The sequence below is a fragment of the Saccharicrinis aurantiacus genome, assembly GCF_947489045.1.
In the GTDB taxonomy this organism is placed as follows: domain Bacteria; phylum Bacteroidota; class Bacteroidia; order Bacteroidales; family Marinilabiliaceae; genus Saccharicrinis; species Saccharicrinis aurantiacus.
In genome coordinates this window covers 20728-36631 of the sequence record NZ_CANLCN010000001.1, presented here as the reverse complement: position 1 = coordinate 36631, position 15904 = coordinate 20728, and the positions used below count along the sequence as shown (strand labels likewise).

Sequence of the window (15904 nt, the reverse complement as noted above, 5' to 3'; positions counted from 1 at the left end):
TGAGTACAAATATTATAAATAAAGTTTTTTGTTGTTAATAGAATAAAACTAATAAATGATAACATCTTGAATTCATAGGATCTTACCAGATAAAGGCAAAAACGGAGTAACTAAATATTCTTTGAATATTTATAAATAGTACATTAAAAGTGGGGCAGATTTTATTTGAATTTAGAGATAGCTATTACAAAACAAGCCTCGGGGAATTAATCCCCGAGTGATGAAAAAATTTAAACGTCAGCTTCTTTCATTGATAATTGAATTCGCTTGCGCGATTTATCTACTTCTGTCACTTTAACCTTCACATGCTGATGCAGATGAACTACATCATTAGGATCACTGATAAAACGATCAGCCATTTGCGAAATATGAACCAGTCCATCCTGTTTTACACCGATATCAACAAAAGCACCAAACTTTGTAATATTGGTGACAATACCAGGCAAGGTCATCCCTTCATATAAATCGTCAATTGAGAAAATACCTTTTTCAAACTCAAACACTTTAATAATCTGACGCGGATCACGCCCTGGTTTTTCTAGCTCATCAATAATATCTTTCAGGGTTGGCAAGCCTATTGTATCACTTATATAATCATTTAATTTAATGCTCTTACGCTTTTCTGCATCACTTATTAATTCAGCCACAGCACAATTGTTATCCTTGGCCATTTGTTGTACTGTTGCATAAGATTCTGGGTGAACAGCCGAATTATCCAATGGATTTTTAGCATCTGTAATTCTCAAAAAACCTGCAGCCTGCTCAAAGGCTTTTGCACCCAAACGTGGCACTTTTTTAAGCTGGGCACGAGATGTAAAAGCTCCATTTTCTTTTCTGAATTCCACAATATTTTTGGCTAATTGAGGACCTAAGCCCGAAACATAGGTAAGCAAATGCATACTTGATGTATTTAAATCTACCCCAACTTTATTCACGCACGATTCAACCACACCATCTAATGATGATTTTAAAGCATTCTGATCTACATCGTGTTGATACTGGCCTACACCAATCGATTTTGGATCTATCTTCACCAACTCAGCCAATGGATCCATCAACCTGCGTCCTATTGATACAGCACCGCGTACTGTTACATCGTACTGCGGAAACTCATCTCTAGCCACTTTACTTGCAGAATAGACTGATGCACCATCTTCACTTACCACAAATACTTGTATATCCCTATTGTATTTCAAATTACGAATAAAACTTTCCGTTTCGCGCGAAGCGGTTCCATTTCCAATGGCTACTGCCTCTATTTTATAAGCATCCACCATTGAAGATATTTTTTTGGCTGCTACTTTCGTTTCGCGCTGTGGCGGATGTGGATAAATATTTTCGTTATGCTGTAAATTTCCTTGCGCATCAAGACAAACCACCTTACAGCCCGATTTAAAACCTGGGTCGATAGCCAACACTCGTTTTTGTCCTAAAGGTGACGACAATAATAATTGACGCAAGTTTTTTGCAAACACATCAATGGCCTCTTCATCTGCTTTTTGCTTTGACAAATTAGAAAACTCTGTTTCTATTGAAGGAAATAACAATCGCTTACAAGCGTCAGTTATTGCTAATTGAACTTGATTAGAAGCTTCTGTGTTTCCTTTCACATAAAAACGATCCAAACGCTCTTGAATTCTTTCTACATCTGGGGTGATACTAACTTTTAATATACCCTCCTTCTCTCCGCGTCTAATAGCCAATAAGCGATGCGACGGACACTTTTTTAAGGCTTCACTAAATTCAAAGTAATCACTATACTTTGCACCTTCAACATCTTTTCCCTTAACCAATTTTGAACTTACAACCGCATCTCGTCCATAACCCGATCGAACTATATCACGAACCGTTCCATTTTCACTTATCCATTCAGCAATAATATCACGTGCACCTTGTAATGCTTCATCAATATCAGAAACATCACCTTTTACAAATTGCGCGGCCTTAGAATCCACATCGCGCTCATATTGTTTCATCAATATTTTAGCCAAGGGTTCTAAACCTTTTTCTTTGGCTTTTACAGCACGTGTTTTTCGCTTCGGTTTATAGGGTAGATAAATATCTTCAAGCTCTGTAGATGAGAATGTATTTTCTATTTGAGCTTTTAAATCTGCACTTAAATTCCCTTGCTCTTCAATGGTTTTTAAAATGGTTTCTTTACGTTTCTGTAGTTCTTGTAACTTCTCAAATCTCTCCTTTACATCTGCCACCTTCATTTCATCCATACTACCTGTCATCTCCTTACGATAACGACTAATAAACGGAACTGTGGCACCTTCTCCTAAAAGATTAACAACCTGTGTAACATGCTTCGCTTGTAGCTTTAATTCGTTTGTTATTATGGCAACAATTTGTGTAATCATATATTTTATTGATTGTACTGAATTTACTTATGAAACGCAATTATACCAATAATACATTTAATATTGCAGAGGAAGATTTATAAATAGTTTATGAAAATAAAATATGAATAATGATACTGTAAAACTGTAATGTTACTTATACCAATATCACACAGCTTTATAAAAAAGCAAAGGCTAATGCCCACCGACACTAGCCTTTATACTATCAACTAACACACACATTATTTATAAAGACACAACACTTTATAAACAAATAGAATTCTAAATTTGATAAACAAATATATGCATCACTTTTGATATTCCTTATGTTAATTGACTAACAACACTTATTCATTGAGAAAACCACTTATTTCTGTGATTCACCTTAAAAATGAACCGACAAAACATCACTTATTGATTCATGAAACCTTGTTTCTCAAGTACTGATAACAAAACTTTACTAAAGGCCTCATTATCTGATTTTTTATACCTTATATCTGTAAATACCTGAGCCAAGTGTTCTTTACTATTTTCTAATACAAATTGCTTATTCTCGGGCAACTCCTCTTTTTCTTTATAATAGGCAGCAATCTGTTCATCAGTATAATCCTTATATTTTTCATAATGAACAAGCGATTCAAGTGGCAGACGATCCGTTAACTTCGGATCCTCATCCGGGTAACCGAGAGTAATTGTGGTGATAGGAACAACTCCTTTAGGTAAATCTAAAGTATCAATAATCTTATCAGCTGTATATATTGTTGTACCAAAGTAACATATTCCCAGCCCTTTATTTTCTGCTGCAATACAAACATTCTGTGCAACCAACAAAGCGTCAATTGCACCAGTTACAAATGATAGAAAATTATCGTAACCCGGTACTGCATTATTTAATTTGCACCATTTATTGAATCGATTATAGTCGGCACAAAAAGTTAATAAAACAGGAGCATTCTTTACTGCTGGCTGATTAAAATGCAATGGAGCAATTGCCTTGCGCATTTCAGTATCTTGACTTACAATGATACTATATACTTGCATATTTCCGGTTGTTGATGCTCTTATTCCTGCATTTAAAATCTCATCAAGAACCTTAGACTCAACTGCCTTATCCTGATATTTTCGAATACTTTTATGATTTAATATTGTTTCTAACATAATCCTTTGTTTTAAAACAAATATAAGAACAAAAAAGGCCTTTCTAAATAAATAGAAAGACCTTCTTCAATCATCATCAACAAAATATAAATTCTTATAACAAACCTACTTTTTTCATTTCCGCTACTAATAATTCTTTATTATTAGCATCCATTTCACAAAGTGGTTGTCTGTACGTTTCTTTCAATAATCCCATTTCTGCGAGTGCTGCTTTTACAGGAATTGGATTCGACTCGATAAACAATAAATCCATTAAGTTTTGATATTTATAGAATATCTTATTGGCTTCTTTTACATTTCCTTCCATTGATAATTGCATCAATTGTGCAAACTCATTTGGAATAATATTAGCAACTACAGAAATACAACCATCTGCACCAGCATAATTAGCTGAGGTTGATAAAAAATCATCACCGCTATAAACAATAAAATCTTCAGCTGTATTTGCAATTATCTGAGTAAAGTAACTTAAGTCGCCAGCAGCCTCTTTAATTCCTACAATGTTATCAAAATCGTTCGCTAATTTAGCCACTGTATCGGGCGATAAGCCAGCTCCAGTTCTTGACGGCACATTATAAAGTACAATAGGTAGATCAACATTAGTTGCAACCGCTTGGAAGTGATTATAAATTCCTTTTTGAGTTGGCTTATTATAATAAGGCACTACAACTAAAGCAGCATCAGCACCTAAATCTTTAGCTTTTTGCGTTTTTTCAACAGCTGTATCTGTTGAGTTACTACCTGTACCCGCTATAATAGGAATACGACCATTTATTAATTCAACAGCTCGCTTTATTAATGCTTCATCTTCTGCATCTGTTAAGGTAGGAGTTTCACTAGTTGTTCCACACACCACAATACCGTCGGTTCCATTTTTTAAATGAAACTCAACTAATTTATCATATGCATCCCAATCAATACTTCCATCCGCTAAAAACGGGGTTACAATCGCAACAATTGAGCCTTTTAAACTAAAATTCATATTCTCGAAACTTTATATAATCTGCAGTTATTCAAATCTTGTTTACAAATATAGTATTTCCTCGATCAATACTAAAAATATGTAGTTAAATAAAACTAGTTTATAACACTTTGTTAAATTTTAAACAATTCGTAAATTTGAAGTCTTTAGAAGTATAACTAAAAACAAAAACAAGTTAGATGATTACTATATCGCAAGCTGTTGAATCAATCATAAAAGTAAAGCCTTTTATTGCTGAAGCATTATCCGAAGGTTTAATAAATGTATCAGCTCTTGCCCGAAAAATAAAACCTGATATCGAAAAAGTTATCCACAAAGAATGCAATCAAGGTGCTATAGTGATGGCATTAAACAGACTATCTCCCAATCTGGCAAATTCATTTTCATCTGACTTAAAAAAAATGATAAATATGTTGGGCGACATTATTGTTCGTTCCGACCTTACCGATTACACTTATACCAACTCAAATACACTTGTTAAAGGACATATGAAAGTATTTGAAACTGTAGCTTCACATTCTGATATATTCTATACAATGGTTCGGGGAGTGCATGAATCAAACTTAGTAATCAGTAGTTTATACTCCAATTTAGTTGAAGAACATTTTAAAGGGGAAGAACTTAAAGAAAAGAAGGTAAATCTATCTGCAATAACATTAAAGTTACACGAGAGTAACAGTCAGGTTCCTGGATTCTATTATAATATATTAAAAGCAGTTGCCTGGGAAGGCATCAATATTATTGAGGTAATTTCTACTTCAAACGAATTTACTATTTTAGTAAATGATGAAGATGTAGATAGAGCATTCTCTGAGCTAAAACAATTAAGACGAAAGCTTTAACTCACAACAACCAAATACAATTAACAATGGATAAAACAAAAATATTATTTGTATGCCTAGGCAATATCTGCCGTTCGCCAAGCGCTGAAGCAGTGATGAAAGCTAAACTATCGGAACATAAACTATCAGATAAGTATTATATTGATTCAGCAGGAATTACAGGGTATCACGAAGGTGATTCTGCCGATTCACGAATGATGCAGCATGCAAAAAAGAGGGCATTCCAATTAACTAGCATTAGCCGACCAGTAAAAGCAAAAGATGATTTTGCTAATTTCGATTTTATTATTGGAATGGATGATAGTAATATGACTGATTTATTTAATCTCGCGCAAACAGATGCTGATATCTCGAAATTAAGTAAAATGACGGATTACAGTATTAAATTTTCAGAGACAAATGTACCTGATCCATATTATGGAGGTTCGCAAGGATTTGAATTGGTACTTGATTTATTAGAGGATGCGTGTGAAGGCCTTATTTCTCAGCTAGAAGAACATAAAAAAAAGGGTAGTTAAACTACCCTTAATATTATTAAATTATCCCTCTTGTTTCTGCCAGTATTATAATTAGCTCAATAATTTCATCATCCGTCATTTCTTTACAATTAAACGAAGCATCATAAAACTGTACATCTGGCACACCTCTTTCAAAATATTCTCTGAACTTCATGCGGCGCTCATCCATTGCCAAAGCTTCTCTTTCGGCCTCCCCAAGAGATATTCCTAAAGTATGACTCAAAATTTCAGCTCTCCACTGCAGTGGTGCAACCAATTTAATATGTATCGATTGCTTAAAGTTTTTAGTAATGGCTTCGGCTGCTCTTCCTACTATTACAACATTTCCTTCTTCTGCAGCGTTATGAATAAAATTAGCAATTGTATTCTTTATTTTGGTTTCGCCCGGGTAATAATCTTCAGAAAAGAATAGAGCCAAATTGTCGAAGAAACCTTGTTTTTTATAATCAGACAAGTGCTTTGTTAATTCACTCGATAGTTTTAATTCTTTTGCCGATTGTTCTATAATTTCTTTACTAAGCCATTTCCAATTAGCAGTGCGCTTTTCGCGAGTTAATTTATCATTGATAACGCGATAAAGCTGTTCACCAATTCTTTTACCAGGACAGCCATATTCTCTTGAAATAGTAATGACTGGACCTTGTGAAAAATCAACAGATAAAGTAGGTTTAGTTTTCCCTTCTCTTTCTTTCATATATTTTAAAAACACATTATCCATAACTAAATCATTTAAATGGTTAAACTACAAACGTTAGGTCAAATAATCATAATACTTGTCCTAAATAAATAAAATATAATATGTATAAGATAAAAATAAAATTGAAGTAGTCCAAAAAGAAAAAGGAGAAACTACCATTTCTCCTTCATATATATTATTGCTGTTGCATTCGCTCCTGCCGCTCAACAGTATGCACTCCTTTTATCCTCATAATATTGTATATCAAATTATTCAAATCTTCAACATTATGGATGTATAAAAAAATATTCCCTTCAAATATACCATCGTGACTTTCAAAATTAATAGATCGCATATTTACGTTCTGATCATCGGAAATCACCTTTGTAATTTTACTTACAATACCCATCTGATCAATACCTGTTAATTTAATAATGGCGAGAAATGATAGTAGCTTATGGGTTGACCATTCCGCTGAAACCAATTTATTTCCTTGGCTAGACATTAACTTTAAGGCAACCGGACATTTTCTATTATGCAGTATTACTTTTTGGTCCTCATCTACATACCCAACAACATCATCACCCGGAATTGGATTACAGCATGAGGCGATTATATAATCATTCTTATCTGTATCATCAGTTAATATTACAGATTTGCGCTTGTCTATTTTAGGTTTCGGAGTTTCCTTCTTTTTTCCAGCACCAAAAGATAAAGTCCAATATTTTATCCACTTATTCGTGGTTTTTTTACGAAGAACTTTATCTAAATCTTTTAAAGAAATTTTATCTGATGCAATTTTAAAATAAAGCTCGTCTTTTTTCTCAATTTTATAATAGTGCAGAATCTTATCTAATATACGTTTGTGTATGGTAAGTTTCTTTTTTGATAGTTCACTTTGAAGCAACTGCTCTCCTTTACTAACCAGCTCCTTACGTTCTTTCTTAAAAACCGATTTAATACTGGTTTTTGCTTTGGCAGTAGTCACGGTAGATAACCATTCATACTTAGGTGTTTGCTTTTCTGAAGTGATAATCTCAACCTGATCGCCACTTTTCAAAACGTGACTGACAGGTACTAATTTGTAATTAACCTTAGCCCCAATACACTTATGCCCTAAATGCGTATGAATATCAAAAGCAAAATCTAAAACCGTTGCTCCTTTGGGTAATACTTTCACATCACCTTTAGGTGTGAATATTGAAATTTCAGAGGAAAACAGGTTCAACTTAAAATCATCCATAAACTCAAGCGAATCTTGAGACGGATTTTCAAGCAAGTCTCTGATTCTCTGCAACCAATTTTCAAGTTCAGACTCTTTCTCACTTAAACCTTTATATTTATAATGAGCTGCAAAACCACGTTCAGCAATATCGTGCATTCGCTCACTTCTAACCTGAATTTCAACCCACTTTCCGCGTGGCCCCATAACCGTAGCATGCAAAGCTTCGTAGCCATTTGCTTTTGGCGTACTAACCCAATCCCTTAATCGATCAGGTTTTGGTTTATAAATATCCGTTATAAGAGAATATATATTCCAGCATTGTGCCTTTTCTGGCAACAATTCATTACTTCTGAAAACAATCCGTATGGCCAATAAATCGTATATCTCATCAATGGTTACATTCTGCTTCTGCATCTTTGTCCATATGGAAAATACTGATTTTGGTCGAGATTTTATTTCATAATTAATTCCCGCATCATCGAGAATATTTTTAATTGGATCAATAAATTTTTCAAGAATATCTTTATTCTGAAGTTCCTTCGATTCAATTTTGCTAGTTATATCATTATAAATAGAAGGGTGCTCGTACTTGAGACTTAAATCTTCAAGCTCAGTTTTGATGGCATGTAAACCCAAACGATGTGCTAATGGGGCAAACATAAATAATGTTTCACCCGCAATTTTAAGTCGCTTATGCTCGGGCATTGACCCAAGAGTTCGCATATTATGAAGTCTATCTGCGAGTTTAATTAATATAACTCGGATATCTTCAATCATAGTTAGAAGCAACTTTCGAAAATTCTCAGCTTGAGCTGATTTATTTTTATCGAAAACACCATCTAATTTGGTAAGGCCATCAACAATTGAAGCTACTTTTTCACCAAAAATATGGCTTAAGTCCTCATAGGTATAATCTGTATCTTCAATTACATCGTGCAATAAAGCTGCTGAAACTCCAGTTGCTCCAAGACCAATCTCCTCAGAGGCAATTCGAGCAACTTCAATTGGATGAAGAATATACGGCTCACCAGACTTACGTCGAACTCCACCATGAGCTTCATTCGCCAAATCGAAAGCCTTTTTCACCATTTTATACCCATCCTTAGTTTGACACTTAGGACAGTTTTCTATTAAGGATTCAAATTCTTTACGAATTAGCTCTTTTTCATCTTTTTCAGATATACTTTCACTCATCAAATAATATGCTCTTAAAATTTAACAAAAGATAATGAATATCCTTTATAACCTTATTAAATAAAGGCTTGTATTGAATAGCAATTATAAACAAAAATAACTATTTACCTGCTATAACGGTATAAAAGTCTTGTGGATTTAGATATTTTTGAGCCAAAGCTTGTATTTCTTCAGCTGTGATGTTTTTAACCAATTCGGTAAACTTATGATAAAAACTAATATCTGATTTAAATCCCATTAAACCACGATAAGCATCTGAAACTGCAAATGGCCCATCAAGGTTACGTTGTAATTCGCCTAACATATAGTTCTTTACACGAGATAATTCCTCATCAGAAACTAAATTATTCTGCATCTTGCCCATTTCGGCAAATATTTCAGAAACAGCTAAATCACGTTTCTCGGCAACAACTTCTGTAGAAACACCAAAAATACCGGCTTCAATAAATGAAATTGTATAAGAAGAGATCCCGTAAGTTAAACCTTTCTCTTCACGGAGGTTAGTCATTAATCGAGACCCGAAATATCCTCCAAAAACGGTATTTAAAACCTGAAGTGGTAAATAATCTTCATGATCTTTAGTAACAGAGTTTCTCACTATTTTTATGGCACTTTGCTTCGCGTCAGCTTTCTCAACTAAGAAAAAACGCCTTGCTTCTCCCTTTACCTCGGGCAGTTTTGGTTCTTCAGGAGCTGCAACACTCCAATCATCACCCCCAAAATATTGATTTAAGAATGACTCCAATTTGTCGCCACCTCTACCTGATACAATTACTTCGCATAAATTTGAAGCATACTGCTTTTTATAAAAATCCTTTAAATCCTCTACTCCTATTTCATCAAAATGATGAACTTTGGCAACTCTTCCATAAGGGTGGGCATTTGTAAATAAGATCTCTTGAGATTTGCGGTGTGCTAGAGTTTTTACTTTCTCAGAATCAACAAGAAAATCTTGCTTCTTCTTTGCTAAATATATATCAAATTCATGCTGACTAAATACAGGTCGTTTTACAACCTCTTCCAGAACAGGCAATAGTTTATCTAAGTGTTTGGTTAAGGTATATAAAGTTACTTGAGAATGGTGGTAATTTGTTGACTGCGCAAGAAAAGCACCGTAATAATCTACTTTCTCTGCAATTTCAAAGGAAGTCAGATTCTCAGTACCTTCAAGCATTAAGTTACTTGTAAAAGAGGCTAATAATGGTTTATGAGATTGTACAACGCCTGCTGGAAAGATTAAATCAATTTTACAAACTTCCTGAGTTCCTCCTTCGATATACTGGACTGGAATACCATTTTGTAATTTAAATTCTTTTGCTGCCAAAATATTTAGTTTCTCTGGCTGCTTATATGTTGGTGCTTCTGCTCTATTAATCATAAATAAAAAATATTACTTACAGGTTTGATGATAATTACTAACTATTTTTCTTTGATTTTGATAGATAATGTAATTTTGAGCAATTGCTCTCAACCAAAACCTTTTTACAACAATCCTGTATTTGTTGTGCAGTAACTTTTCTGTATTTATCAACCTCAGCATTGGCATCTTCTGCTTCTCCTAATAATTCGAACTGTGCTAAATTCATAGCTTTATTCAAGAAATTAATTTCAGAAAATGTGATGGTAGACTCTACCTTATTTTTAACTTTATCTAACTCATAATCTGAAACCAACTCTTCTTTTATCATTTCTATTTCTTTCCAAATAGCCTTCTCTGCATCATCGATATTAACATCATCTGATACATGACCTGAGAAAGTAAATATGCCGGGTTCAACATCGCCAGAAATATAAGCGTGTACATCGGTAAAAAGCTTCTGTTCCTTTATAAGATGTTGATTTAATCGAGAGCTAGTTCCGTTAGATAATACATCGGATAAAAGATCCATAGCATAATAATCATCATCACGACGTGCGCACATGTGAAATGACATTTGAAGCATATCTGTTGGCACATCTCTTGCAACCTTAATAGATCTCATTTCTGTTTGAATAGGTTCTTCAGGTAAAGAGCGCGTAGCAACATCACGAGAAGGAATATCGCCAAACCACTTTTTTGCTAATTCATATACTTCATCAGGATCTACGTTTCCAGAAATAGATAGAATGGCATTATTAGGTGCATAATGCTTATAAAAGAAACTCTTTACATCTTCTAAAGTTGCCTCTTCAATATGTTTTATATCGGCACCAATAGTCGGCCATTTATAAGGATGCATTTTGTACATCATAGGACGCATCAATAAAGGAACATCGCCGTAAGGCTGATTTAAATAACGCTGTTTGTACTCTTCGATAACAACCTTTTTTTGAACATCAAGAGAATCTTGGGAGAAATCTAACTCTAACATTCTATCAGATTCTAGCCAAAACCCTGTTTCAATATTAGAAGCTGGTAAAGTAAGATAGTAATTCGTCATATCATTACTTGTCCATGCATTATTATCACCCCCTACATTTTGTAATGGTTCATCATACGATGGAATATTCTTACTACCTCCAAACATTAAATGCTCAAACAAATGCGCGAAACCTGTTTTAAGTTCACTCTCATCTTTAGCTCCAACATTGTACAACACATTAACCGCAGCTAAAGGTGTTGTTTTATCAGGATGAACGATTATTCTTAAACCATTATCGAGCGTATATTTCTTAATTTCTATCATTCTACTTATTATATTTATGCGCCGACTTGGCTATAAAGCAATATCTGTTAATAGGTTCCCTTATTACTTAAACTAGTAACTACCTCATTGTATTCTTCAATCACATCAGTGATAATTTCAGATACTGATGGAATATCATTAATTAGCGAAGATACCTGTCCGATTTCTAATTCTCCTTCGTCAAGATCTCCCTCAAACATACCTTTTTTAGCACGCCCTCTTCCTAACATTTCTTTTAATTCTTCAGGAGTAGCTCCACGTTTTTGAGCAGCATCTACCTCATCTGAAAATTTATTATGAATTAATCGGACTGGTGCCAATTGCTTCAAGGTTAATACAGTTCCTCCTTCGTTAGCTTCAAGAACTTTGTTTAAAAAGTTTGGATGCGCTGAAGACTCTTTACTAACCGCAAAGCGAGAACCAATTTGAATTCCATCTGCCCCCAAGGCTATAGCTGCTGCCATTCCTCTTCCGGTTCCAATACCTCCGGCAGCTATCAATGGCAAATTTGTTACTTTCCTAATTTGAGGAATTAGAACCATTGTGGTTGTTTCTTCTCTACTGTTATGACCTCCTGCTTCAAATCCTTCAGCAACGATAGCATCAACTCCGCTATCTTCACACTTTTTTGCAAAACGGCTATTGGCAATAACATGAACAACTGTAATACCGGCTACTTTTAGTTTTGATGTAAACTTTGCAGGATTTCCGGCACTAGTAAATACAATTTTAACCCCTTCTTCAATAATAATATCAATAAGCTCTTCAACATTTGGATATAAAAGAGGAACATTAACACCCCAAGGCTTATCAGTTGCAGTTTTCATTTTAGAAATATGCTCTTTCAACACTTCTGGATACATTGATCCAGCACCTAACAAACCTAATCCACCATTATTACTAACAGCAGATGCTAATTTCCAGCCACTAACCCAAACCATTCCACCTTGAATAATTGGATACTTAATATTAAATAGTTCTGTTATTTTATTACTCATGATTTATTCTTTTATCCAAATTTGAAAGCTAGCAAAGATACCCTTATTAATTTATAATTAATACAAATAAGAAAAGGAATCCACTATATATTAAACCAAAAAAAAGCCACCCTTGGGTAGCTTTTCATTATATCTTTGATGTAATATTATTTCATCTTAGTTACTTGAACGGCATTAAGACCTTTTAAACCTTGCTCTAGTTCAAAAGTTACTTTATCGTTCTCTCTAACTTCATCAATAAGACCATTAACATGAAAGAAGTACTTTTCCTGAGTTCCACTTTCGCGAATAAAACCAAATCCTTTTGCATCGTTATAGAAATCAACTTTACCATTTCTAACCGAAGGCATAACTTCTTTACCACCTTTAGGTATAGAAATTTCGATTGTTGATGCATCAATTTTTGTTTTTGCTGCTGGATCCGGAGGAGTATCTGTAAGGTTTCCGTTTTCATCAACGTAAGCAATCATATCATCTAAAGTAGCACCTTTAGTTGCATTTTCTTTACGTTCTTCTTTTCTTTTAAGCTTATCTTGCTTCTTTTTTAACCTCTTTTTTTCGCGCTCTTTTTTGTTAAATGTCTCTTGTGATTTACTCATCTACTATTTATAGTTAATATTTAATACAATTCTGTTGTCTGTTGGCATCTATATTTGCTATGGTAAAGAATAGAACTACAAAAGCAAATACATCATGTCAGGAGAAAAAAACACAATTGACACAACTCGCTCTATTGCGTTTCTTTTGATCGGCACAAAGGTAATACAATTATTTGACTTTAGTTAATGATTTTGTTTACTAACATTGTACAAGTTATAAGTCCTCACAAAAAGTGGATAAATATTCCATTAAAACTCAGCAATAATACCGATAGTAGGCAATACTGTGCCTGATTCTGTATTTAACGGAACCAAACTATATTGTTGTTCATTAGCAGGTGCCTCAGGATTTACGATAATTGGATTACCACCACCATCTAATTCTCTGATATATTTAGTAGGTTCCTTTGCCTTAAAATTATAGAGATTTTGAATATCAAGATAAAAACCTAGAGACCATTTTGAAAACGTGTAGGTTTTATCAATTCGCAAATCTAATTGATGAAAAGCTTCCAAACGCTCTTCGTTAAATTGACCATAATCGAGATATTCTCTTCCCTGAACATCCCACGCCTCTTTAAGCGAAGACTTCTCAACATCAACAGGCGTATAAGGCAAACCACCAAGGTAACGCCACTTTAATCCTATATCCCAATTACGTTTTAATGATTTATTAACTGTTGCCGTAAATAAATGCTTGCTATCCCAAGAACTTGGCACAAACTCACCATTTATATTTGTGAACTCACTACGCACAAAAGTATATGCTGCAATAAAGCTATAGCCCTTAGCAGATGTTTGACGCGCCATTATCTCAAAACCATAAGCACGGCCATCGCTAGTTGGTGTAACTTCTTCATCACCTATAACTCCAAAATCTCCACCTTTACTAGCAATAGAAACCGAATCGTTAACGCTAAACGGATAGTTACCATAATCTTTATAAAAACCTTCAAGAGTGATTTTTGTGAAATTATTAGGTTGATAAGCGAAACCTGCTACAATATGATCGGCATTAATATATTTTAAGCCATTTTGTTTATTCAGCAAGTCACCCTGCTCATTTCTGTAACCCATTGTTGTATATGCTGGCAATTGGTAATAACGCCCTACATTAAAGTTAAAGTATAAAGGTTGTGAAAGTTTAACAGATGCACTAAAACGAGGACTAATTTGGTCAAGCAAATTATTCATATCTGATGAATAATTATTAGCATCCATACGTAAACCTAATGATAACTTAACTCTATCATTCCAAACTGGCAAACCAACCGAACCAAACATCGCGTATTTAAAAAAAGATAATTCTGAAGAATAGTAATCTTGAACAGGTGCTTCATTTTCGTAAAGTAAACGATAAGTGTCATTAGTATAGTTAGCCGATTCTAAGCCAACACCTGCATTTATGGTTAATTTATTTATGGCTGTATTAATTTCTGTTCTGAATTTATTTTCAATTTCAGAAGATGCATAATCGTAAGTTAAGTTCTCAGGCACTTCAATATTATCCTGATATTTATAGGATGAATTATCTAAATGATTTCGACTTGCCACCACAGTTAAATAACTCTTACCAAAATAGTGCTTATAGTTCACTCCGAAAGTATAATTCCACTGCTCATTAACTGGCAAATAAGCTAAGGTATATTGATTTTCAGGAGTATCACCTGCATTTTTATTTAACCTAAACTGATCAATTGCTCCAAAGCCCAAAAACGTAATTTCATTTTTCTGATTGATCTTTGTTTTTGTTTTAAACTGAAAATCAGTAAACGTTGGTAAAAATGGTAAATCTAATGCAGAAAATAAGAATTGTAAATAGGAGCGACGCGCAGATACAAACATTGAAGTTTTTTCAGAAACTGGTGCCGATGCTGATAAAGCAACTTCACTAGCACCTAACACTGCCTTAAAGTCAGTCCCTTCTTTACTACCATCCATTTGCTTAAATTCCATCACAGAACTTAATGCATTACCTCTGGCCGATGGGAAAGCACTAGAATAAAAATCTACTTCTCGGATAAAATCAACATTCAAGATTCCAACCGGTCCACCAGATGCACCTTGAGTAGAAAAGTGATTTATAGTAGGAATTTCAATCCCGTCGATGAAAAATTTATTTTCTGAAGGTCCACCACCACGTACAATTATATCATTACGAAAAGAAGCTGAACTTGCTACACCTGGGAAACTTTGTATTACTTTAGAGATATCTCTATTTGCACCTGCACTTTTTTCTATCTGATCAATTCCGATACGACGCAAACTAACCGGACTTTCAATTTTATCGGCAAAAGGGGATGCTCGTACAGTTACTTCTTCTAAGGATTCTGAACTTGGTTCAAGATCTATTTCAACAAAATTTGAACGCACCTTGGATATCCTAAAACTCTCTGTTATTTTTGGTTTATATCCTAAAGATGAGATCTGAATTTGAATAAATTCATCCTCTATGCCTTCTAAGGTAAACCTTCCTAAAGAGTCTGTTGAAGTACCTATTGTAGTATTTCTTATAATCATATTTGCAAACTCAACTGGTTTATTCGAGTATGCATCTTTAATAATACCACTTATTTTTCCTGATTGCGAAAAGCCAAGAGTGCTTATAGCAAATAAAAGTATTATACTAATAGTTAATTTAGCTTGTTTAATGTTTAGTTTCATTTGTTTAATGTTTAGTTTCGATTAATAAACAAACATACGA

The 15904-nt window shown here is 34.0% G+C and carries 12 protein-coding genes; 2 read left to right on the top strand and 10 right to left on the bottom strand.

The window, feature by feature from the left end; genetic code table 11:
- Positions 1-230: 230 nt before the first annotated feature.
- The 3 genes from QMO11_RS00140 to dapA form a co-directional block, all read right to left on the bottom strand.
- The gene (locus QMO11_RS00140) at positions 231-2363 is read right to left on the bottom strand and encodes a Tex family protein (protein ID WP_282035459.1); all 2133 of its coding nucleotides are present in this window, start codon (positions 2361-2363) and stop codon (positions 231-233) included.
- Between the two features lie 390 nt (positions 2364-2753).
- A complete protein-coding gene (locus QMO11_RS00135; RefSeq protein ID WP_282035458.1) occupies positions 2754-3500 on the bottom strand; it encodes an NADPH-dependent oxidoreductase in 747 nt (248 codons plus the stop codon).
- Between the two features lie 94 nt (positions 3501-3594).
- On the bottom strand, positions 3595-4482 hold the full coding sequence (dapA, locus tag QMO11_RS00130) for a 4-hydroxy-tetrahydrodipicolinate synthase (RefSeq protein ID WP_068474979.1): 888 nt from the start codon (positions 4480-4482) through the stop codon (positions 3595-3597).
- A gap of 179 nt (positions 4483-4661) precedes the next feature.
- On the opposite strand from dapA, the gene QMO11_RS00125 reads away from it, so the two are divergent.
- Both QMO11_RS00125 and QMO11_RS00120 read left to right on the top strand, forming a co-directional pair.
- Entirely contained in the window at positions 4662-5324 is a 663-nt protein-coding gene (locus QMO11_RS00125) for an aspartate kinase (protein ID WP_068474976.1), read from the top strand.
- 26 nt (positions 5325-5350) lie between these two features.
- Positions 5351-5842 carry a low molecular weight protein-tyrosine-phosphatase gene (locus QMO11_RS00120; protein WP_282035457.1) on the top strand — a complete coding sequence of 164 codons (492 nt, stop codon included), beginning with the start codon at positions 5351-5353 and terminating at the stop codon, positions 5840-5842.
- A gap of 16 nt (positions 5843-5858) precedes the next feature.
- On the opposite strand, the gene QMO11_RS00115 is transcribed toward QMO11_RS00120, so the two are convergent.
- The 7 genes from QMO11_RS00115 to QMO11_RS00085 form a co-directional block, all read right to left on the bottom strand.
- A complete protein-coding gene (locus QMO11_RS00115; RefSeq protein WP_282035456.1) occupies positions 5859-6536 on the bottom strand; it encodes a cytidylate kinase-like family protein in 678 nt (225 codons plus the stop codon).
- Between the two features lie 178 nt (positions 6537-6714).
- On the bottom strand, positions 6715-8937 hold the full coding sequence (locus QMO11_RS00110; protein ID WP_282035455.1) for a RelA/SpoT family protein: 2223 nt from the start codon (positions 8935-8937) through the stop codon (positions 6715-6717).
- A gap of 100 nt (positions 8938-9037) precedes the next feature.
- Positions 9038-10315 (bottom strand): M16 family metallopeptidase, encoded by a 1278-nt coding sequence (locus QMO11_RS00105; RefSeq protein WP_282035454.1) that lies wholly within the window; start codon positions 10313-10315, stop codon positions 9038-9040.
- A gap of 37 nt (positions 10316-10352) precedes the next feature.
- Complete coding sequence (locus QMO11_RS00100) at positions 10353-11603, bottom strand: M16 family metallopeptidase (RefSeq protein ID WP_282035453.1); 1251 nt, start codon at positions 11601-11603, stop codon at positions 10353-10355.
- A gap of 47 nt (positions 11604-11650) precedes the next feature.
- Positions 11651-12601: an NAD(P)H-dependent flavin oxidoreductase gene (locus QMO11_RS00095; protein WP_282035452.1), complete on the bottom strand. Its 951-nt coding sequence runs from the start codon at positions 12599-12601 to the stop codon at positions 11651-11653.
- A 146-nt stretch (positions 12602-12747) separates the two neighbouring features.
- Positions 12748-13200, bottom strand: coding sequence for a cold-shock protein (locus tag QMO11_RS00090; protein WP_068474956.1), 453 nt, complete (start codon positions 13198-13200; stop codon positions 12748-12750).
- A 249-nt stretch (positions 13201-13449) separates the two neighbouring features.
- Entirely contained in the window at positions 13450-15864 is a 2415-nt protein-coding gene (locus QMO11_RS00085) for a TonB-dependent receptor (protein WP_068474953.1), read from the bottom strand.
- Positions 15865-15904: the final 40 nt, after the last annotated feature.

Coding starts and splice junctions, on each gene's coding strand:
- QMO11_RS00140 (WP_282035459.1), bottom strand. CDS start 2,363: ATGATTACACAAATTGTTGCCATAATAACAAACGAATTAAAGCTACAA.
- QMO11_RS00135 (WP_282035458.1), bottom strand. CDS start 3,500: ATGTTAGAAACAATATTAAATCATAAAAGTATTCGAAAATATCAGGAT.
- dapA (WP_068474979.1), bottom strand. CDS start 4,482: ATGAATTTTAGTTTAAAAGGCTCAATTGTTGCGATTGTAACCCCGTTT.
- QMO11_RS00125 (WP_068474976.1), top strand. CDS start 4,662: ATGATTACTATATCGCAAGCTGTTGAATCAATCATAAAAGTAAAGCCT.
- QMO11_RS00120 (WP_282035457.1), top strand. CDS start 5,351: ATGGATAAAACAAAAATATTATTTGTATGCCTAGGCAATATCTGCCGT.
- QMO11_RS00115 (WP_282035456.1), bottom strand. CDS start 6,536: ATGAAAGAAAGAGAAGGGAAAACTAAACCTACTTTATCTGTTGATTTT.
- QMO11_RS00110 (WP_282035455.1), bottom strand. CDS start 8,937: ATGAGTGAAAGTATATCTGAAAAAGATGAAAAAGAGCTAATTCGTAAA.
- QMO11_RS00105 (WP_282035454.1), bottom strand. CDS start 10,315: ATGATTAATAGAGCAGAAGCACCAACATATAAGCAGCCAGAGAAACTA.
- QMO11_RS00100 (WP_282035453.1), bottom strand. CDS start 11,603: ATGATAGAAATTAAGAAATATACGCTCGATAATGGTTTAAGAATAATC.
- QMO11_RS00095 (WP_282035452.1), bottom strand. CDS start 12,601: ATGAGTAATAAAATAACAGAACTATTTAATATTAAGTATCCAATTATT.
- QMO11_RS00090 (WP_068474956.1), bottom strand. CDS start 13,200: ATGAGTAAATCACAAGAGACATTTAACAAAAAAGAGCGCGAAAAAAAG.
- QMO11_RS00085 (WP_068474953.1), bottom strand. CDS start 15,864: ATGAAACTAAACATTAAACAAGCTAAATTAACTATTAGTATAATACTT.